The following is a 19075-nucleotide window of genomic DNA, read 5'->3' on the forward strand; positions in this document are numbered from 1 at the left end:
GTTGCCAAGGGACGCGGGCGAGTTCCGGACTTGCACCTCGACTCCGCTCAGGCCGAACGGAGGGCGGGCTTTATAAAGAACGACCCCGGCGACGTCCGGGTCCGGTTGCAATCTGGATCAAGCCGCGCCATCGGCCTGACACGCAAACGGACCCGGATAGTCGCCGGGGTCGTTCCATGTCGGGGCCCAGCGCCCTAGTCAAAACCGGGTGAGATATGCGCAAGGTCGGCTGTATCGGATTGCTGCTGGGGCTGATCGGCATCGCCGTCTTCGCCTGGGTCGCACATGACTGGGCGGGCAGCGGCCCGGCGGCCAAGCCACTCGCGGTCGTCGTACCCGAAGGGGCGAGCCTCGCCCGTGCCGCCAACGAACTGGAAAAGGCCGGAGCGATCCGCTCGGCCAGCCGGTTCCGGCTCTATGCGCGGGTGTTTGGCGGCGGCGGAGCGATCAGGGCGGGCGAATATGCCATTCCCGAACGGGCCAGCGCCTCGGACGTGTTGACGCTGCTTCAGGACGGCAAGGTCCGCCAACGGCTGGTCCCGGTGCCGGAGGGCTATCCCTCGGTGCTGGTCCATGACGCGTTGCTGCGCGCCGATGGCCTGACCGGCGATGTGCCCGTTCCCGCCGAGGGTTCGATCCTGCCCGACAGCTATGCTTATCAGAAAGGTGACACCCGCGCCTCGGTGGTCGGGCGGATGCAGAAGGCGATGAAGGATTATCTCGCCAAGGCCTGGGCGAACCGCAAGCCCGGCATCGCGGTTACCTCGCCCGAACAAGCCATCATCCTGGCCTCGATCGTCGAAAAGGAAACCGGCAAGCCATCCGAACGCCGCACGGTGGCGGCGGTTTATGGCAATCGTCTGCGCATCGGCATGCCGCTTCAGGCGGATCCGACCGTGATCTATCCGATCACCAAAGGGCGTCCGCTCGGCCGCCGTATCCTGCGGTCCGAACTCCATGCGAAGAACGGCTACAACACCTATGCCAGCCCCGGCCTGCCGGTCGGGCCGATCGCCAATCCCGGCCGCGCCTCGATCGACGCGGTGCTGGACCCGGCGGACAGCAAGGCGCTGTATTTCGTGGCCGACGGATCGGGTGGCCATGTCTTTGCCGACACGCTGGCGGAGCATAACGCCAATGTGCGCAAATGGTACGCGATCCGCCGCCAGCGTGGGGGAAATGTAAGGTTCGCCACTCGCCGCGCAGCCCTTTGCCGTTGAGGACCGAGCAGGCAGTGGAAAAGCGGCCGCCATGACCGCGCTGCCGGCACTTCACGCTTGCCAGACGTGATCGCGGCGGACGCTGACCGGTCCTCCCATCTCCGATGGGGAGGGGGACTATCGCGTCAGCGATGGTGGAGGGGTGTGGCTCGGACTTTCAGCAAGGGCTGGCGGGAGTGGCAGTCCCACCGCCCCTCCACCACCCGGCTGCGCCGGGCGGACCCCCTCCCCAAGCAAAGCTTGGGGAGGATTGGGGGTTAGCCGCGCAGTGCAGCCGCCGCGCGCGCCTTGGCTTCGACATCGGCCATCGACCCGCCCGTCACCCAGCTACCACCGACGCACAGCACGCGGTCGAAGGCCAGCCAGTCGGGGGCGCTCGCCTCGGTGATGCCGCCGGTCGGGCAGAAGCGCGCCTGGTAGAAGGGCGCGGCCAGCGCCTTCAACGCCTTCAGCCCGCCGCTGGTCTCGGCTGGGAAGAACTTGAAGTGCGTCAGCCCCAGGTCGAGCCCGCGCATGATGTCGCCCGCATTGGCGATGCCGGGGAGATAGGGGATGCCGCTCTCGATCACCGCCGCGCCCAGACGATCCGTCAGGCCCGGCGAGACGATGAACTCCGCGCCCGCATCCGCCACGTCGCGAAGCTGCTGCTCGTTGACGACGGTGCCTGCGCCGACGATCGCGCCGGGGACCTTCTTCATCTCGGCCATGGCCTCGAGTGCGGCGGGGGTGCGCAGCGTCACCTCCAGCACCTTCAAGCCGCCCGCGACCAGCGCCTCGGCGAGAGGCTTGGCGGTGGCGGCGTCGTCGATGACCAGCACGGGGATGACCGCGCTGGTGCGCATGATGGTGGCGATGTCGGTCATGTATGCTCCTGTGCGAAGGCCGCGGCCGCACCGAACAGGCCGGGCTGGGGATGGGTGATGAGCTTGACGGGGATGCGCGCCATCAGCGACTGGAAGCGCCCCTTGGCGACGAAGCGCTGGTCGAAGCCCGAGCGCAGCAGCTTGTCCTTGATGCGGAAGCCCAGGCCGCCCGCGATCACGACGGTCTTGGCCCCCTGCGCCAGCGCGAAGTCGCCCGCGACCGCGCCCAGCGCCAGGCAGAAACGGTCGAGCGCGGCGAGCGCGATCGAATCAGTGCCGTCCAGCGCCTCGGTCCAGATTTCGCGGTCGTCGCGGCTGGGGACCGCGCGGCCCTCCATCGAGGCGAGCGTCTCATAGATGGCGATGATTCCGGGACCGGAGCAGATCCGCTCGCACGACACGCGGGTATAGGTGCGGCGCAGGCGCTTCAGGATGGCGTCCTCGATCCCGTCGAGCGGGGCATAGTCCATATGCCCGCCTTCGGTTTCGATGACATGGTAACGCTGGGGCGTCATCAGCACCTGTGCGACGCCAAGGCCCGTGCCGGGGCCGCAGACGGTGACGACGCCGTTGTCCGTCATCGGCTCCTCGGGGCCGCAGATGTGGAGGAAGTTCTCTTCCGGCACCTGCGCCACGGCATGGCCGACCGCGCCGAAATCGTTGATGACGGTATAGACGTCCGCGCCCAGCCGCTCGGGGACCAGCGAGGGGCGGATGACCCAGGGATTGTTGGTCATGCGGATCACGTCGCCGGTGATCGGCGAGGCGATGGCGAGCGACGCCGCCTTGGGCAGCGGGCGGCCGATATGCGCGCCGAACGCCTGCCATGCGGTCTGGAGCGAGGCGTGCTCGGCGGTCTTCTGCGTGCAGGGTTCGCCCAGCTTGACGACGCGCCCGTCCTCGACCTCGGCGATCGCGAAGCGCGCATGCGTGCCCCCGATGTCGACGGCTACGATTTCCATGATGTCCTCCCCCGAACTCTTACAGGCCCGCGCCGGCCAGAACCGGCGACGCGCCCTTTTCGGCTTCGTCGGCGGCCTGGCGGAACAGCGCGAACAATTCGCGGCCCATGCCCTGAACCGGGGCAGGCGTCTCGGCCAGTTGGCGCGAGGCCCATTCGGCCGGATCGACCAGCGCGTTCAGCGTCCCCTCGACCGCGTCGAGCCGGACGATGTCGCCATCGCGGATCAGGCCGATCGCCCCGCCGCCGATCGCCTCGGGGCTGAGATGGATGGCGCAGGGCACCTTGCCGCTCGCCCCCGACATGCGGCCATCGGTGACCAGCGCCACCTTGAAGCCCCGGTTCTGGACCACGCCCAGCGGCGGGGTCAATTTGTGGAGTTCGGGCATGCCGTTGGCCTTGGGGCCCTGGAAGCGGACCACGACGACCACATCGCGTTCCAACTCGCCCGCCTTGAACGCGGCCTGGACCTCGGACTGGTCGGAGAAGACGCGGGCAGGGGCCTCGATGACCCAGCGCTCGCGCTCGACCGCCGACACCTTGATGCAGGCGCGGCCCAGATTGCCCGACAGGATGCGCATGCCGCCATCGGGCGAGAAGGGCGCGGCGGCGGGGCGCAGGATCGTCTCGTCGCCGCTGTCGCCAACCGGGGTCCAGGCGAGCGTGTCGTCCGCGATCACGGCGGTCTGGCCGTAATCGGACAGGTCCTTGCCCGCGACGGTCAGGATGTCGCGGTGGAGCAGCCCCGCCGACAGCAATTCGCGGATGACATAGGGCATGCCGCCCGCCGCCTCGAACCCGTTCACATCGGCCGAGCCGTTGGGATAGACCCGCGCGATCAGCGGCACGGCGGCCGAGAGGCGGTCCATATCCTCCCAGTCGATGATGATCCCCGCCGCGCGCGCGATGGCGGGCAGGTGGATCAAATGGTTGGTCGAACCGCCGGTCGCCAGCAGGCCGACCGCCGCGTTGACGATCGCTTTCTCATCGACGCAGCGCCCCAGCGGCCGATAATCCTCGCCCCGCTGGCCGATGGCGGCGAGGCGATGGACGGCGGCGCGGCTGAGTTCCTGGCGCAGCTTGGTGCCCGGATTGACGAAGGCGGCGCCGGGCATGTGCAGGCCCATCACCTCCATCATCATCTGGTTGGTGTTGGCGGTGCCGAAGAAGGTGCAGGTGCCCTTGCTATGATAGGCGGCGATCTCGGCGTCGAGCAGTTCGTCGCGCCCCGCCTTGCCCTCGGCGAACGCCTCGCGGACGGCGGCCTTCTGCTTGTTGGGCAGGCCGGTCGGCATCGGGCCGCCGGGAACCAGGATCATCGGCAGATGGCCGAAGCGCAGTGCGCCCATCAGCAGGCCCGGCACGATCTTGTCGCAGATGCCGAGCAGCGCCGCGCCCTCAAACGTGCCGTGGCTCAGCGCCACCGCCGTGGACAGCGCGATGGTGTCGCGGCTGAACAGCGACAATTCCATGCCCGCATAGCCTTGCGTCACGCCGTCGCACATGGCGGGCACGCCGCCCGCCACCTGCGCGGTCGCGCCGACCTCGCGCGCCCAGACCTTCATCAGTTCGGGATAGCGATAATAGACGGCGTGCGCCGACAGCATGTCGTTATAGGCCGACACGATGCCGATGTTCATGCCGCGATCCGCCTTCATGGCGTCGCGGTCCTCCTCGGTCCCGGCATAGGCATGGGCGAGGTTGGCGCAGCCCAGATTGGGGCGGCGCACCGCCGTTTCGGCCTCACGCGCGATCAGGTCGAGATAGGCCTGCCGTCCGGGCTTCGAGCGTTCGATGACCCGGTCGGTGACGGCCGAGACGGCGGCGTTCAGGCTCATTGCTCGCTCCAGTGGATGTCGATCGGCAGTTCGACCTCGGCCAGCACGCGACCGATCGGATAGGGCGACGACGCGCCTTGCTTGATCGCGTCCTCCAGCACCTTCTTCTTGGCCGGACCCGAAATGGCGATCATGATCGAGCGCGCCGAGACGATCCCGGCGCGGCTGAGCGTCACCCGCGCGACGGGGGCTTCGGGGGGCAGCGGATCGGGCATGACGCCCAGCGCGCGGCGTTCCTTCGGCCCATTCAGCGCCTCGTCATAGTCCGGGCCGGGGAAGATCGAGGCGGTATGCCCGTCGCCGCCCACGCCCAGCAGCACCAGATCGAGCGGCCAGTGCAGGTCCTGCATCAGCGCATCGGCGGAGCGGCCCGCGGCCTTATAATCCTCGGTCGCCTGGGGCACGATCGGCATCACCCGCGCACCCTTGGGCAGGAAGATCTTGCCGATCATGGTGACGTTGGACAGTGGATCGCCCAGCGGCACGATGCGTTCGTCGGCGGGGACGATCGTCACCCGCTTCCAGTCGAGCTTGGCCTTGGCCAGCTTCTCATAGACCGGGATCGGCGTCTTGCCGCCCGACAGCGCGATCACCGCCGCGCCGCGCGCCTCGATCGCGCTTTCGATGATGAACTGGATGTCGCCCGCCAGCGCGTCCGCCATTTCGGTGGTGTCTTCATAATCCCACCATTCGATTTCGTCGGTCATGTCATCCTGTCCTGAAATATTTCGGGGCAGGGCCGGTCCGCAGTTTCCAGCGAACGGCCCCTGCCGATCATCGCACGCCGTTCAGGCGCGTATGTCAGTCGTCCTGCCAGGTCACGCCGTCGCGCTCGGTCAGCGCAATCGCGGCGGACGGGCCCCAGCTACCGCTGGGATAGGATTTGGGCTTCACATCGGCGGCATCCCAACCGGCCCGGATCGCATCGATCCAGGTCCATTGCGCCTCCACCTCGTCACGGCGGACGAACAGCGTCTGGTCGCCCTCGATCAGGTCGAGCAGCAGCCGCTCATAGGCGATGCGGCGGCGGGTGCCGGCGAACTCGGCGTCGAGCGACAGGTTCAGCGGCACTTCGCGCAGGCGTAGGCCCTCGCGGTCGAGGCCTGGCTCCTTCGCCATCACCAGCAACTGGATATATTCCTCCGGTTGCAGGCGGATGATCAGCGTGTTGGGCTGAAGGATGCCACCGCGCCCCGCGAACATCGAGTGCGGGACGGGCTTGAACTGGATCGCGATCTCGGAGCGCCGCGCGGCCATGCGCTTGCCGGTGCGCAGATAGAAGGGCACGCCCTGCCAGCGCCAATTGTCGACATGCGCCTTGATCGCGACGAAGGTCTCGGTCTTGGAGGGCTTGCCCAGTTCGTCGGCATAGGAGCCGACGATCTTGCCGCCGACCGCACCGTCCGAATATTGGCCGGTGACCGTGTTGTGCGGCACCTCCTCCGGCGTCATCAGGCGCAGCGAGCGGAAGACCTTGGCCTTTTCGTCGCGGATCGCGGTGCCGTCATAGCGGGCGGGCGGCTCCATCGCGATGAGGGCGAGGAGTTGCAGGATATGGTTCTGCACCATGTCGCGCAGCGCGCCCGCGCCCTCGTAATAGCCCGCGCGATCCTCCAGCCCGACCGTCTCGGCAATGGTGATCTGCACATTGTCGATGCCGTGCGCGTTCCAGATCGGCTCGAAGAAGAAATTGCCGAAGCGCAGCGCCAGGATGTTCTGGACGGTTTCCTTGCCCAGATAATGGTCGATGCGGAAGGTCCGATCCTCGGGGAAGCCGAACGCCACCGCGTCATTGATCTCCTTCGACGAGGCGAGGTCGTAGCCGAGCGGCTTTTCCAAGCCGATTCGCACCGTCTCGCCCGCCAGGCCGACCGATTCGAGCCCCTTGATGGTCGATTCGAACAGGCTGGGCGCGGTCGACAGATAGATGGCGAGACCGTTCGAGACGTCGCCGACCTTCTCCGCCAGTGCCGGAAAGCCCTCGGTCGAGGAGGCGTCCAGCGACTGATACTGCAATCGATTTAAGAAGCTGGCAATTTTTTCGCCGTCCTTGCGGTCGTCCGGCAGGAAAGTGTCGAGCGCCTTCTCCGCGAATTCCCGGAAGCTGGCGTCGTCATGGTCGGAGCGGGCGGTGCCGGTGATCGTCAGTTCCTCGGGTAGCAGGCCGTCGGAGTGAAGATTGAACAGCGATGGCAGCAACATACGCTGCGACAGGTCGCCGGTCGCGCCGAACAGCAGCAGCTTGCCAACGGGATTGCGCGTCATGACGTCTCCTTAGAGCACGAGGCCGGCGGTCGGATCGAGCCCGGCCATGATGTTCAGATTCTGCACCGCCGCTCCCCCGGCACCCTTGCCCAGATTGTCGAGCGTGGCGATCAGTCGAGCCTGACCCGTGGCGGCATTCCCACACAGGCGCAAGGTCATCCGGTCGGTACGGGCATTTTCCTCGATATTCACCGCCGCGACGTCGCCTGGCGCGAAGCTTACCACCCGGCCATCGGCATAGGCGTCGGCCAGCACCGCCGCGACCGTCTCCAGCGTCGGCGCGCCGGGCAGGGCATGAAGGGGCAGCGGCACCTCCACCACCATGCCGCGATAGGTATCGACCACGGCCGGGGCGAAGATCGGGGCGTGGGTCAGGCCCGAATGGCGCTGCATCTCCGGCGCATGCTTGTGCGCCAGCGACAGGCCATAGGGGCGAAAGGCGCGGTTGGTGGTGCTTTCATATTCGGCGATCATCGCCTTGCCGCCGCCCGAATAGCCCGAGGCGGCGTTGACCGAGATCGGCCAGTCCGCCGGAACGATCCCGGCGCGGACCAGCGGACGGACGAGCGCCAGGAAACCCGTCGGGTAGCAGCCGGGATTGGAGACGAACCGCGCCTCGGCGATCCGCTCCGCCTGGTCGGGCTCCAGTTCGGCGAAGCCATAGACCCAGTCGGGCGCGGTACGGTGGGCGGTGGAGGCATCCACCACGCGCGTCCGGTCGTTGGCGATCAGCGAAACGGCTTCGCGCGCGGCATCGTCGGGCAGGCAGAGGATGACGAAATCGGCATCGTTGATCGCCTCGCGCCGGGCATCCGCGTCCTTGCGGCGGTCATCGGGCAGGGTCAGGATCGACAGGTCGGGCCGACCGGCCAGCCGGTCGGCGATCTCCAGCCCGGTCGTGCCCGCTCCGCCATCGATGAAAACCGTCTTCGTCACTGTACCCGCTCCAGCCCATCGGCATCGCAATAGCCGACCAGCCCCATATGCGTCGCGATCCCCCAAGCCTGACCGCCCGCGATTTCCAGAACCTCGAACCTCTCGCCCGAGGTCAATTCCGCCAACACCGTGCTGTCAGACCGGCGGCCTTCGCGCAAGGTGAGCGGAACTTTGGTGGTGTAAAGCAACGGCGCGGCATAGTGGGGCGCGAACACGTATTCGGCGAGCCGCACATCGGCCAGATCAGCGCGGACCGCATGGGTGCGCGGGTCGAGTTCGGCGCGGCGACCCTGCAACGAAAAACTCTTACGCGCTGGCTCGCTGGAGGCCGGGGGCGTCGCCAGCGCCGATGAAATGTCCGAATTCTTCAAGAAAGTCCGCCCCTTCAGGTGTCCTGGCGACAAAGATGTTACGCTTGTCGCTATCATCGCGTTGGCGGCGCAGATAGCCCAGCGTTCCTAGTCTATTCAAGGCGCGGGTGACGACGGGTTTCGAGACGTTCAAAGCACGCGCCAAACCGCGCACGGTATGGGGGCCCGGGCGAAGGTAGACGACCAGCAGCAAGGCCATCTGCCGATTGGTCAGGTCGGGCTCGCCCGAACGGACATAATCGACCAGGGCGCTCATCCAGGCCAACAGCGACTGAGCTTCGTGTGGGTGGGACACGGGTGGCGATTCCAATAGCTGAGCCGGGCTTTGCCGGGCGTTGTTTCGAAGTCATAACGCCCTTTATCGGTGGTGGTTTCCACTGATGTTCCGTGAAGGTCATCAACTTGAGTCAGGGGATTCCCATTCCTCCCTGAACTTGCCCGGGGTGGTGGAGGGGCAGGGCCGGTTCGGACTTGCCCTCCCAACCATCGCTGGCGCGAGGGGCCTGCTCCTCAGGCCGGCTTGGGGAGGAATGGGCTACCGATCCGTCCCATGGTTGATCCCGCCCCCGGGCTCGCCTATGTGCGCGGTTTCGCACACCCCTCAATCGGGATCATACGCGCCTCATGTTCGCATTTCTGCTCGTCATCCACGCTCTTATCGCCGCGACCCTGGTCACGGTGATCCTCATGCAGAAGTCGGAAGGCGGCGGTCTGGGCATGGGGGGCAGCCCGTCGGGGCTGATGTCGGCGCGCGGTGCGGCGGACTTCCTCAGCCGGGCGACGGCGGTGCTGGCGACGGCGTTCGTCGGCTTCTCGATCCTGCTGGCCGTGCTGGCGGCGACGCGCGGCGCGCCTGCCATCGATACCTCGCTGGCGCGCACGCCCGCGACTCAGGCGCCGATCACCGCGCCCGCACCCGCGCCCGTTCCGTCGGACAATGCGGCGGCCCCGGCACCGGCGCAGCCGGCTGATAATTCGGCGGTTCCGCTCGCACGCTAAACCTCGTTTTTATAACAACTTAGGCCAACGCGCCGCCGCAAATCGACGGCGGCGCGCATCTTTGCTGTTGTCGTATCCACCCCATCCAAGCTAGGCGATTCTTCCCATGGCGCGGTATATCTTCATCACCGGCGGCGTGGTTTCGTCGCTCGGCAAAGGCCTCATGGCGGCCTCTCTTGCGGCTCTTTTGCAGGCGCGCGGCTACCGCGTGCGCATCCGCAAGTTCGATCCCTATCTCAATGTCGATCCGGGCACGATGAGCCCGTATCAGCATGGCGAGGTCTATGTGACCGATGACGGGGCCGAGACCGATCTCGACCTGGGTCACTATGAACGCTTCACCGGCGTGGCCTCGCGCCAGTCGGACAACGTCACCTCGGGCCGCATCTACAAGACGATCATCGAGCGCGAGCGGCGCGGCGACTATCTGGGCGCGACGGTGCAGGTCATTCCGCACGTCACCGACGCAATCAAGGCGTTCGCGCGGGCCGACACGGTCGACGAGAATGGCGAGGATCTGGATTTCGTCCTGTGCGAGATCGGCGGGACGGTCGGCGATATCGAGTCGCTCCCCTTCATCGAGGCGATCCGCCAGTTGAAGAACGAACTCGGCCGGGGCCAGTCGATCAGCATCCACGTCACGCTGGTGCCCTATATCGCGGCGGCGGGCGAGTTGAAGACCAAGCCGACCCAGCACTCGGTGCGCGAGATCGCGGCGCTGGGCGTGTCGCCCGACGTGCTGGTCTGCCGCTGCGAGCATCCGTTGCCCGCCTCGGATCGTGCCAAGATCGGCCTGTTCTGCAATGTGCCGCCCTCGGCGGTCATCCCGGCGCTGGATGCCAAGAGCATCTATGCCGTGCCGCTGCAATATCATGCCGAAGGTCTCGATTCGGAGGTGCTGCGCGCCTTCGGGATCGAGCCCGAGGGTGCCCCGGACCTGTCGCGCTGGACCGAGATCGTCGACCGTCTGGTCAACCCGGAAGGCGAAGTGACGATCGGCGTGGTCGGCAAATATGTCGGGCTTCAGGACGCGTACAAGTCGCTCAACGAGGCGCTGGTGCATGGCGGCATCGCCAACAAGGTGAAGGTCCATATCCGCTGGATCGACGCCGAACTGTTCGAAGGTGACGAGAGCGAGATCGCGCAGCAACTCGAACCCTGCCACGCCATCCTTGTCCCCGGCGCGTTCGGTGAGCGCGGCGCGCAGGGCAAGATCGAGGCGGTCCGCTTCGCGCGCGAGCGGCGTGTGCCCTATTTCGGCATCTGCTTCGGCATGCAGATGGCGTGCGTCGAAGGCGCGCGGAACCTGGCCGGGATCGCCGACGCCTCCTCGACCGAGTTCGGCCCCACCGCCGAGCCGATCGTCGGCCTCATCACCGAGTGGATGGGGCGCGACGGTCTGGAGAAGCGCGAGGCGAGCGGTGATCTGGGCGGTACGATGCGGCTGGGTGCCTATCAGGCGAAGCTGGCGGGCAACAGCGTCGTCGGCTCCATCTATGGCAGCGAAGACATCTCGGAACGACATCGCCACCGGTACGAGGTCAACACCGCCTATAAGGACGCGCTGGAAAAGGGCGGCCTGGTGTTCAGCGGCATGTCGCCGGACGGCACGCTGCCGGAGATCGTCGAGCGGCCCGACCATCCCTGGTTCGTCGGCGTGCAGTTCCACCCGGAGTTGAAGTCCAAGCCCTTCGATCCGCATCCGCTCTTCGCCAGCTTCGTCCGCAGCGGCGGTGAAGCAGAGCCGGTTGGTGTGATTTTTGGCCCCGCTCCCGGATGATGGGGGCGGGGTTTTTTCTTGTCCCGGAAGGCTCCAACCATCCGTTCAGCCTGAGCGAAGTCGAAGGCCAAGATAGCGCTTATCCTCTTGGCGGATTTTCGGACGTAGGCTTCGACTACGCTCAGCCTGAACGGAGGCAAGGAAAAAACAGAAGGCGCCCGGACCCGTCGGTCCGGACGCCCCGCGACGTCTTCAGGGAGGGAAAGACGTCGAGTCGGTTACGCCGCCTTGGCCTCGTCGGCCTTGTCGTCGGCGTGATGTTCCACCGCGGCGAGCGGCTGGCCCGTCTTGATCGCGATCGTCTTGGGCTTCATCGCCTCGGGCACCTCGCGGACGAGGTCGATGACGAGCAGGCCGTCGTTCAGGCGCGCATCCTCGACGAACACGAAGTCCGCCAGTTCGAAGCGCCGCTCGAACGAGCGATTGGCGATCCCGACATGCAGGAAGTTGGGCGAACCCGCCTTGTCATCCTTCTTGCCGGTGACGAGCAGCATGTTCTGCTGCGCGGTGATCTCGATCTCCTCACGCGAGAAACCGGCGACCGCCAGGGTTATGCGGTAACGGTCCTCGGCCAGACGTTCGAGGTTGAAGGGAGGATAATTCTCCGCCGAAGCGCCACGCGAATTGGCCTCCAGCAGATCGAACAGCCGATCGAAGCCAATGGTCGAACGGCGATACGGGGTCAGATCGATACGCATGTCAAAACCTCCATCAGAAGCGAATTGAAACGGGATCGGCCGGACCGCCCCGGCGCGGGGCGGTTCGACCCATCCGTGCAGCCCGATATCGGCACCGCACGCGAACCCATATGGTTCACCATAAAGAGGCTTCAAGAGCCTTTTCGGATCGGAAAGCAAATCTTCGGAAGGGCCAAGCCATGGCTGGCTTGAATGCATAGTAAAACGATGTGTGAATAGGAGATGAAATCAAAAGGGGAGCTTCCATGTACTTGACCCTCGCGCTCATCCTCGCTGCCCAGGCGGCTGCACCGGCCGCCGATCCGCAGGACACGTCTGTCGTCACCGCACCGACGACCGAAGCCCGCCGCGACGAAGGACGGTTGGGCACCGCGCAACAGGGCGGCGGCGATGTCGTCGTCACAGCGCGTCGTCGCGCCGAGACGATCCAGAGCGTTCCCATCGCCATGTCGGTGATCGGCGGCACCGCACTGGCGGAGACGGGGACGTACAATGTCAACCGGCTGACCCAGATTCAGCCGACGCTGCAATTCTATTCGACCAACCCGCGCAACTCGGCAGCCAATATCCGCGGGCTCGGCGCGCCGTTCGGGCTCACCAATGACGGGATCGAGCAGGGCGTCGGCATCTATGTCGATCAGGTCTATTACAGCCGCATCGCCTCGGCGACGTTCGATTTCACCGATACCGAGCGGATCGAAGTGCTGCGCGGGCCGCAGGGCACGCTCTATGGCAAGAACACCACGGCGGGCGCGATCAACATCATCACCCGCGCGCCCAGCTTCACGCCCGAGGCGCGGGTCGAGCTGAGTGCCGGCAATTACGACTTCTTCCAAGGCAAGGCGTCGGTGTCGGGCCCGCTGGTCGATGACAAGGTGGCGGTCCGCCTGTCGACCTCGATCACCACGCGGCGCGGTACCGTCTGGAACACGCGACAGCAGGAATGGCAGAACAGCCAGGACAATCTGTCGCTGCGCAGCCAGTTCCTGTGGCACGCGACGCCCACTCTCGACCTGACCCTGTCGGGAGATTATGCGCGGCAGAACCCCAATTGCTGCGTCCAATATTATGCGCGGGTGGGCGCGACGCAGCGGCCGATCAACCGCCAATATGCCGCGCTGGCGGCGGCGCAAGGGTATAGCGTGCCCTCGACCAATGCCTTCGACCGGCTGACCGATGTCGATACCGATCTGCGCGCCAAGCAGGAACTGGGCGGGCTGTCGCTGGTCGCCAACTGGGATGTGGGGGAGGCGACGCTGACCAGCGTGTCGGCCTGGCGCTTCTGGCACTGGGACCCATCCAACGACCGCGACTTCATCGGCCTGCCGATCACCACCGTCTCTGCCAATCCTTCGCAGCAGAGCCAGGTGACACAGGAAATCCGCATCGCTTCGAACGGCAAGCGGACGCTGGATTATGTGCTGGGCGCCTTTTACTTCTGGCAGTCGATCGACACGCAGGGGCTACAGGTACAGGGCCCGGCGGCGAGCGCCTTCCTGCTCAACCCGACCAGCGCGGGCGGGCGTGATCCGGCGACGCTGAACGGCCTGACCTCGCGCAATACCATCGGCTTCACCAACACCTCGGCGGCGTTGTTCGGCAAGCTGACCTGGCATGTCGACGATCGCCTGTCGGTGTCGCCGGGCCTGCGGCTCAACTATGATCGCAAGGACGGGTCCTATGTCTCGACCGTGACCAATGGGGCGGGATCCTCGACGCTGACCAGCGACCAGCGCGGGGTGCTGGCGCCGCAGAATTACACGCCCTCCTTCACCAACTGGAACCTGTCGGGCGACCTGACCATCGCCTATGAGTTCAATCCCAATGTCCATTACTACGCGACCTATGCGCGCAGCTATAAGTCGGGGGGCATCAACCTGTCGGGCTTGCCGCTCGATGGGCAGAACAATCCGATCCTGGCGACGCAGACCGTGCGCCCCGAGAAGGTCAACCATTTCGAGCTGGGGCTGAAGACCCAGTTCGCCGACCGGCGTGCGACGGTGAATATCGCGGGCTTCTGGACCGAGATCGGCGATTATCAGGCGACGGTGAACAACCTGCAGGTCAACGTGCTGCGCGGCTATCTCGCCAATGCGGGGCGGGTGCGGACGCGCGGGGTCGAGATCGACTCGGCCTTCCGCCCGACCGAGCGGTTCAACGTCTATGCCAATGCCGCCTTCACCGATGCGCGCTATACCCGCTTCACCAACGCGCCTTGCCCGCCGGAATTGTCGGGCGGAAGCGCGCTTCCCGTGGTGAACGGCCAGATCGTGGGCACGCCCGCCGCCGCCGGAACGCCGGGCGCGTCGCTGCCCTATTGCGATATCTCCGGCCAGTGGCTGCCGGGCGTGTCGCGCTGGGCCTTTTCCTATGGCGCGGAATATGACCTGCCCGCGACCGTGGCGGGGACCGAGGGGCAATTCTACCTCGGTTACGACGGCAGCTACCGGTCGAAATTCTCGTCCAATCCGTCGCGCTCGGCCTATACGGATATCAACGGCTACAGCCTGTCTAACGTCCGTGCCGGGTTCAAGGCGCCGGGGAGTTGGAACGCCTTTGTCTGGGTGCGCAACCTGTTCGATCACAATTATTATGAGTTGCTGGCGACGCAATCGGGGTCGACCGGGTTGATCGTCGGCCAGCCGGGTGATCCCAGGACCTATGGGTTCACGATTTCCAAGTCTTTCTGACCCAATCCTCCCCATCGGAGATGGGGAGGGGGACCATCGCGTCAGCGATGGTGGAGGGGCGGGTTACGCCCGCGAACGGCATAACCCCTTCACCACCGGGCTAACGCCCACTGGTCCCTCTCCCCCAAGCGAAGCTTGGGGAGGATTGAAGGGAACGAAGCACAGGATTCGTCCACATTCGGTTCATCTTGTTCTGGTATATCCAAGGTCCCGTGAGTGGGCGCCGGGCCGGCATCTGGGGGACGGAAGTCTGGAAGCTCCCCGTTTCCCTGGCCGGTCCCGGTGGCTTTTCCCGAGCGTGGAGCGATCGTGTCGGTGCCCGAATGCCAAACGCCCGGACCGTTTCCGATCCGGGCGCCTGCGTGACGATCGCTCGTCAGCCCCCTTTTCCCGCTCCCGCATCAACCTCGTTGGGTGAGCGTTGGAGCAATCCCCGAACCACGGCCGTTGCTGCCTGTGTCTCAGTAAGATTGTGGTACGTTAGGATGACGGGGCTTGTCATCCCTCTTGCGGCATCCGCGCTACGATTGGCGCGGCTGTGTGGCACGCGCGCAACAATCGCCGGAGTCACCGGTTTTGCAAGCCGAACCGGGCGCGGCATTGCCAGCACCCGCCGGCGCTCCTACAGCCTGCGGGCATTTCGTCTTCTTCATGGATCGATCGGACCTCAATGATCCTGTCTCGTTACGAACGGATGATCGCGCGGCGCTATCTGCTGCCGGGCAAGGGGGAGGCATTCATCTTCCTCGTCGCCTCGATCAGCCTGGTCGCGGTCATGCTGGGCGTCGCCGCGCTCATCATCGTCATGAGCGTGATGAACGGTTTTCGCGCCGAGCTGTTCGACAAGATCGTCGGGCTGAACGGTCATGCGGTGGTGCAGGGGGTGGGCGGTCGCCTGCCCGATTGGCGCGATATCGTGCGCGATGCCAGGGCGACGCCCGGCGTGACCAGCGCGGTGCCGATGATCGAGCAGCCATTGATGTCCAGCTATAACGGCCGGGTCGAGGCCGTATTGGTGCGAGGCATGCGTGTCGCCGATATCGGCGGCAACTCCGCGATCCGCTCCAAGATCGTCATGGGCAACCTCAACGGCATCACGCCGGGCAGCGGTCGCATCGCGATCGGCAGTCGCCTGGCCGAAGCGCTGGGGGCATCCGTCGGCTCGGAAATTTCGCTGATCAGCCCGCAGGGACAGACCACCCCCTTCGGCACGGTGCCGCGCATCGTCAGCTACACGGTCGGCGCGATCTTCGAGATCGGGGTGTACGACTATGACAAGGCCTATGTCATCATGCCCATCGAGGATGCGCAGACGCTGCTCCTGATGGGCGACACGGTCGGCATGGTCGAAATCCAGACGGTGGATGCCGACCGGGTCGGGCAGATCCTGGCGCCGCTGGCCGACAAGCTGGGTGGGCGCGCGGTCATCGCCGACTGGCGGACGATGAACGCGCAATTGTTCGAGGCATTGGCGGTCGAGCGGGTGGCGATGTTCACCGTGCTGTCGATCATCATCCTGGTCGCGGTGTTCAACATCCTGTCCTCGCTGATCATGCTGGTCCGCGCCAAGACGCGCGACATTGCCATCTTGCGGACGATGGGCGCGACGCGGGGCGGGTTGATGCGTATCTTCATGACGGTCGGCACGACGATCGGCGCGCTGGGAACGTTGGCCGGGCTCGTGCTGGGGGCGATCTTCCTCTTCTATCGGCAGGGGGTGGTGAACTTCGTCCAGTTCGTCACGGGGCAGAATCTCTGGGATCCATCGATCCGCTATCTGACCGAGCTGCCGTCCAAGACCGACCCCGTCGAGGTCATCGTGATCGCGTCGATGGCGCTCGTCTTCTCTTTCCTCGCCACGCTCTACCCCGCCTGGAAGGCGGCGAGCACGGACCCGGTTCAGGTGCTGCGCTATGAATGATCCGATCATCCGCATGGGAACCGCCGTCGAGGCCCGCGTCGCCGAACCGGTGCTGGAGACGACCGGACTCTCGCGCAGCTTCACGCAAGGGGGCCAGACCATCGAGGTACTGCGCGGCGTCGACCTGGCCGTCGCGCCGGGTGAGATCGTCGCGTTGCTCGGCCCCTCCGGCTCGGGCAAGTCGACGCTGTTGCAGGCGGTCGGCCTGTTGGAAGGCGGTTTTTCGGGCTCCATCCGCATCGCGGGCGAGGAGGTGTCGAAGCTGGACGCGCATGGCCGCACCATCGCGCGGCGCGATTATCTGGGCTTCGTGTATCAGTTCCATCACCTCCTGCCCGACTTCAATGCCATCGAGAATGTCGTCCTGCCGCAACTGGTGCAGGGCAAGCTGCCCGGTGCCGCCGATGAGCGCGCCAGGGGCTTGTTGACCGCGCTGGGCCTCGGCCACCGGCTGACCCACCGGCCGAGCCAGCTTTCCGGCGGCGAGCAGCAGCGCGTGGCGGTCGCCCGCGCGCTCGCCAACCAGCCGCCGCTCGTGCTGGCGGACGAGCCGACCGGCAATCTGGACGAACACACCTCCGAAGTGGTGCTCGCCGAGTTCCTGCGACTGGTGCGGGGCGAGGGGGCTGCCGCACTGATCGCGACGCATAACGAACGGCTGGCGTCGAAGATGGATCGGGTGGTCCGCCTGCACGAAGGCCGCCTGCAATGACCGCCTGGAGCGAGACGCCGACTCTGACGGGGCGTCATGTCACGCTACGCCCGTTCGTGGAGGCCGATCTGCCTGCGCTGGTCGAAGCGGCGCGCGAAGGCGATCTCTGGAACATCTTCTACGCCAATGTCTCGATGATGAAGGTGCCCGAACGCTGGCTGGCGGCGGCGTTGAAGGAGCAGGATGTCGGTCGCGCCCAGCTCTTCACGGTCGAGACGCCGGGCGGCGAGGTGGTCGGCACCACCCGCTATATGCGCATGGCCCAGCAGCATCGGCGGCTGGAGATCGGCGGCACCTTCTACGCCACCCGCGTCCAGCGCACCGGCGTCAATACCGAGGCGAAGCGAATGCTGCTGACCCATGCCTTCGAGGTGATGGAGTGCCAGGCGATCCAGATCCGCACCGATGCGCTAAACCTGCGTAGCCAGGCCGCGATCGAGCGGCTGGGCGCGAAGCGGGACGGGGTGCTGCGCGGGCATCAGGTGATGGCGAACGGGCGTGTCCGCGACAGCGTGGTCTATTCGATCCTGCGCCACGAATGGCCGGGGGTGCGCGCCAATCTCGACTATCTGCTGGGGAAGCACCGATGAGCGGTATTGCGGATTTTACCGTCCAGGCGGCCGACGGTTCCGCCGTCGATCTGTCGGCCTATGCGGGGCGGGTGGTTCTGATCGTCAACACCGCGTCCCAATGCGGCTTCACTCCGCAATATGAGGGGCTGGAGGCGCTGCATCGCCGCTATGAGGAGCAGGGGCTGACCGTGCTGGGCTTTCCCTGCAACCAGTTCGGCGCGCAGGAGCCGGGCGATGCGGCGGAGATCGCGAATTTCTGTTCGCTGACCTATGACGTGACCTTCCCGGTGATGGCGAAGGTCGAGGTCAATGGCGACGGAGCCGATCCGCTGTTCCAGTGGCTGAAAGTCGAAGCGCCGGGCGTGCTGGGGACCAAGGCGATCAAGTGGAACTTCACCAAATTCCTGGTGGATCGTTCGGGGAAGGTTGTCGGGCGTTACGCGCCGACGACCAAGCCCGAGGATCTGGCGAAGGATATCGAGGCGCTGCTCGGATAGGGCGGAACGTGCGCTTCGACTTCGCTCAGCGCGAGCGGAGTGGAGGATAAATCCCCCAACTTCCGTTCAGCCTGAGCGAAGTCGAAGGCTAAGGGAATGGCTCAGATCGAAAAGGCACTCGTCCCCTTCTTGTGGTCCAGCGCCGAGGCGATCGAAGTAACCCCGCCGAAGAAGAAGCTGAGCCCCAGGATATAACCGGGCAGCGTCATCGCGCTCCACGGCAAGGTTGCCAGCACGAACAGCGCCAACACGATGTTGAGCACACCCAGCGCGATCATCCAGCCGCGCCGCCGCCGCATCCGCGCACCCAATCCGATCTCCAGAGCCCCGCGAAGCCCCAGCCACACCGCGACCAGCAGGGTGATCGAGATCGCACCGGTCGCGGGCTCGAACGCCATGATTAGCCCGATGACGAGCGAGACCAGGCCGAAGCCGATCGCATAGCCGCGCCCCTCATGGCCCTTGCCGAAGATGCCCGCGCCGATCGCGACGATCCCGGACGCCAGGAAGAATGCCCCGATCACCAGCGTCGCGGCCAATGTCGCAGGCACCGGAAAGACGAACGCCGCCAGGCCCAGCAGCGCCGAGAGGACGCCATATGCCAAAATCCAACCCCAGCCCGCACCGGGACTGGGGGAGGTCGCAAAGGAACGGTCTGTATCGGTCATCGTCACCATCCCGCGTTCGGACCAACGTTCTGTTGTCGTAACGGTTCGCTTTGCGACGGGTTCCGCGCTGGTCGAATCACGCTT

Annotated in this window: 17 protein-coding genes and 1 pseudogene; 8 read left to right on the forward strand and 10 right to left on the reverse strand. The window is 65.9% G+C overall.

Annotated elements, in window-relative coordinates:
* Nucleotides 1–215: 215 nt before the first annotated feature.
* Nucleotides 216–1220, forward strand: coding sequence for an endolytic transglycosylase MltG (gene mltG / locus QE379_RS09650; RefSeq protein WP_306999929.1), 1005 nt, complete (start codon nucleotides 216–218; stop codon nucleotides 1218–1220).
* A 257-nt stretch (nucleotides 1221–1477) separates the two neighbouring features.
* On the opposite strand, the gene eda is transcribed toward mltG, so the two are convergent.
* The 8 genes from eda to QE379_RS09690 all read right to left on the reverse strand — a co-directional run bounded on the left by eda (nucleotide 1478) and on the right by QE379_RS09690 (nucleotide 8710).
* Nucleotides 1478–2083: a bifunctional 4-hydroxy-2-oxoglutarate aldolase/2-dehydro-3-deoxy-phosphogluconate aldolase gene (gene eda, locus QE379_RS09655; protein WP_042482810.1), complete on the reverse strand. Its 606-nt coding sequence runs from the start codon at nucleotides 2081–2083 to the stop codon at nucleotides 1478–1480.
* On the reverse strand, nucleotides 2080–3045 hold the full coding sequence (glk, locus tag QE379_RS09660) for a glucokinase (protein ID WP_306999932.1): 966 nt from the start codon (nucleotides 3043–3045) through the stop codon (nucleotides 2080–2082). The genes eda and glk overlap by 4 nt, the downstream gene beginning before the upstream one ends.
* A 19-nt stretch (nucleotides 3046–3064) precedes the next feature.
* Complete coding sequence (edd, locus tag QE379_RS09665; RefSeq protein WP_306999934.1) at nucleotides 3065–4882, reverse strand: phosphogluconate dehydratase; 1818 nt, start codon at nucleotides 4880–4882, stop codon at nucleotides 3065–3067.
* Complete coding sequence (pgl, locus tag QE379_RS09670; RefSeq protein ID WP_306999936.1) at nucleotides 4879–5589, reverse strand: 6-phosphogluconolactonase; 711 nt, start codon at nucleotides 5587–5589, stop codon at nucleotides 4879–4881. The genes edd and pgl overlap by 4 nt, the downstream gene beginning before the upstream one ends.
* Nucleotides 5590–5683: 94 nt before the next feature.
* Complete coding sequence (gene zwf, locus QE379_RS09675) at nucleotides 5684–7147, reverse strand: glucose-6-phosphate dehydrogenase (RefSeq protein WP_306999938.1); 1464 nt, start codon at nucleotides 7145–7147, stop codon at nucleotides 5684–5686.
* Nucleotides 7148–7156: 9 nt separating this feature from the next.
* Nucleotides 7157–8083 (reverse strand): N-acetyl-gamma-glutamyl-phosphate reductase, encoded by a 927-nt coding sequence (gene argC, locus QE379_RS09680; RefSeq protein ID WP_306999941.1) that lies wholly within the window; start codon nucleotides 8081–8083, stop codon nucleotides 7157–7159.
* Nucleotides 8080–8379 carry an SH3 domain-containing protein gene (locus tag QE379_RS09685; RefSeq protein ID WP_306999943.1) on the reverse strand — a complete coding sequence of 100 codons (300 nt, stop codon included), beginning with the start codon at nucleotides 8377–8379 and terminating at the stop codon, nucleotides 8080–8082. Before QE379_RS09685 ends, argC begins: the two co-directional genes overlap by 4 nt.
* A 10-nt stretch (nucleotides 8380–8389) precedes the next feature.
* Nucleotides 8390–8710, reverse strand: a complete 321-nt coding sequence (locus QE379_RS09690) for a MarR family transcriptional regulator (RefSeq protein ID WP_175311482.1) — start codon at nucleotides 8708–8710, stop codon at nucleotides 8390–8392.
* A 368-nt stretch (nucleotides 8711–9078) separates the two neighbouring features.
* Between QE379_RS09690 and secG the strand changes: the two genes are divergently transcribed.
* Nucleotides 9079–9453, forward strand: coding sequence for a preprotein translocase subunit SecG (gene secG, locus QE379_RS09695; protein WP_306999946.1), 375 nt, complete (start codon nucleotides 9079–9081; stop codon nucleotides 9451–9453).
* A gap of 106 nt (nucleotides 9454–9559) precedes the next feature.
* A pseudogene (locus tag QE379_RS09700) lies at nucleotides 9560–11210 on the forward strand (CTP synthase).
* Nucleotides 11211–11451: 241 nt separating this feature from the next.
* On the opposite strand, the gene QE379_RS09705 reads toward QE379_RS09700, so the two are convergent.
* A complete protein-coding gene (locus tag QE379_RS09705; RefSeq protein WP_306999948.1) occupies nucleotides 11452–11931 on the reverse strand; it encodes an Hsp20 family protein in 480 nt (159 codons plus the stop codon).
* A gap of 245 nt (nucleotides 11932–12176) precedes the next feature.
* Between QE379_RS09705 and QE379_RS09710 the strand changes: the two genes are divergently transcribed.
* The 5 genes from QE379_RS09710 to QE379_RS09730 all read left to right on the forward strand — a co-directional run bounded on the left by QE379_RS09710 (nucleotide 12177) and on the right by QE379_RS09730 (nucleotide 18323).
* Complete coding sequence (locus tag QE379_RS09710; protein WP_306999951.1) at nucleotides 12177–14621, forward strand: TonB-dependent receptor; 2445 nt, start codon at nucleotides 12177–12179, stop codon at nucleotides 14619–14621.
* A gap of 670 nt (nucleotides 14622–15291) precedes the next feature.
* A complete protein-coding gene (locus QE379_RS09715) occupies nucleotides 15292–16542 on the forward strand; it encodes a lipoprotein-releasing ABC transporter permease subunit (protein WP_306999954.1) in 1251 nt (416 codons plus the stop codon).
* A complete protein-coding gene (locus tag QE379_RS09720) occupies nucleotides 16535–17254 on the forward strand; it encodes an ABC transporter ATP-binding protein (RefSeq protein ID WP_306999956.1) in 720 nt (239 codons plus the stop codon). The genes QE379_RS09715 and QE379_RS09720 overlap by 8 nt, the downstream gene beginning before the upstream one ends.
* Entirely contained in the window at nucleotides 17251–17844 is a 594-nt protein-coding gene (locus QE379_RS09725) for a GNAT family N-acetyltransferase (protein WP_306999958.1), read from the forward strand. Before QE379_RS09720 ends, QE379_RS09725 begins: the two co-directional genes overlap by 4 nt.
* Nucleotides 17841–18323: a glutathione peroxidase gene (locus QE379_RS09730; protein ID WP_306999961.1), complete on the forward strand. Its 483-nt coding sequence runs from the start codon at nucleotides 17841–17843 to the stop codon at nucleotides 18321–18323. Before QE379_RS09725 ends, QE379_RS09730 begins: the two co-directional genes overlap by 4 nt.
* A 101-nt stretch (nucleotides 18324–18424) precedes the next feature.
* On the opposite strand, the gene QE379_RS09735 is transcribed toward QE379_RS09730, so the two are convergent.
* Complete coding sequence (locus QE379_RS09735; protein WP_306999963.1) at nucleotides 18425–18991, reverse strand: HdeD family acid-resistance protein; 567 nt, start codon at nucleotides 18989–18991, stop codon at nucleotides 18425–18427.
* Between the last annotated feature and the right edge of the window lie 84 nt (nucleotides 18992–19075).

Origin of the sequence: Sphingomonas sp. SORGH_AS_0879 (genome assembly GCF_030819175.1) — a bacterium.
In the GTDB taxonomy this organism is placed as follows: Bacteria; Pseudomonadota; Alphaproteobacteria; order Sphingomonadales; family Sphingomonadaceae; genus Sphingomonas.

Coding starts and splice junctions, on each gene's coding strand:
- mltG (WP_306999929.1), top strand. CDS start 216: ATGCGCAAGGTCGGCTGTATCGGATTGCTGCTGGGGCTGATCGGCATC.
- eda (WP_042482810.1), bottom strand. CDS start 2,083: ATGACCGACATCGCCACCATCATGCGCACCAGCGCGGTCATCCCCGTG.
- glk (WP_306999932.1), bottom strand. CDS start 3,045: ATGGAAATCGTAGCCGTCGACATCGGGGGCACGCATGCGCGCTTCGCG.
- edd (WP_306999934.1), bottom strand. CDS start 4,882: ATGAGCCTGAACGCCGCCGTCTCGGCCGTCACCGACCGGGTCATCGAA.
- pgl (WP_306999936.1), bottom strand. CDS start 5,589: ATGACCGACGAAATCGAATGGTGGGATTATGAAGACACCACCGAAATG.
- zwf (WP_306999938.1), bottom strand. CDS start 7,147: ATGACGCGCAATCCCGTTGGCAAGCTGCTGCTGTTCGGCGCGACCGGC.
- QE379_RS09690 (WP_175311482.1), bottom strand. CDS start 8,710: ATGAGCGCCCTGGTCGATTATGTCCGTTCGGGCGAGCCCGACCTGACC.
- secG (WP_306999946.1), top strand. CDS start 9,079: ATGTTCGCATTTCTGCTCGTCATCCACGCTCTTATCGCCGCGACCCTG.
- QE379_RS09705 (WP_306999948.1), bottom strand. CDS start 11,931: ATGCGTATCGATCTGACCCCGTATCGCCGTTCGACCATTGGCTTCGAT.
- QE379_RS09710 (WP_306999951.1), top strand. CDS start 12,177: ATGTACTTGACCCTCGCGCTCATCCTCGCTGCCCAGGCGGCTGCACCG.
- QE379_RS09715 (WP_306999954.1), top strand. CDS start 15,292: ATGATCCTGTCTCGTTACGAACGGATGATCGCGCGGCGCTATCTGCTG.
- QE379_RS09720 (WP_306999956.1), top strand. CDS start 16,535: ATGAATGATCCGATCATCCGCATGGGAACCGCCGTCGAGGCCCGCGTC.
- QE379_RS09725 (WP_306999958.1), top strand. CDS start 17,251: ATGACCGCCTGGAGCGAGACGCCGACTCTGACGGGGCGTCATGTCACG.
- QE379_RS09730 (WP_306999961.1), top strand. CDS start 17,841: ATGAGCGGTATTGCGGATTTTACCGTCCAGGCGGCCGACGGTTCCGCC.
- QE379_RS09735 (WP_306999963.1), bottom strand. CDS start 18,991: ATGACCGATACAGACCGTTCCTTTGCGACCTCCCCCAGTCCCGGTGCG.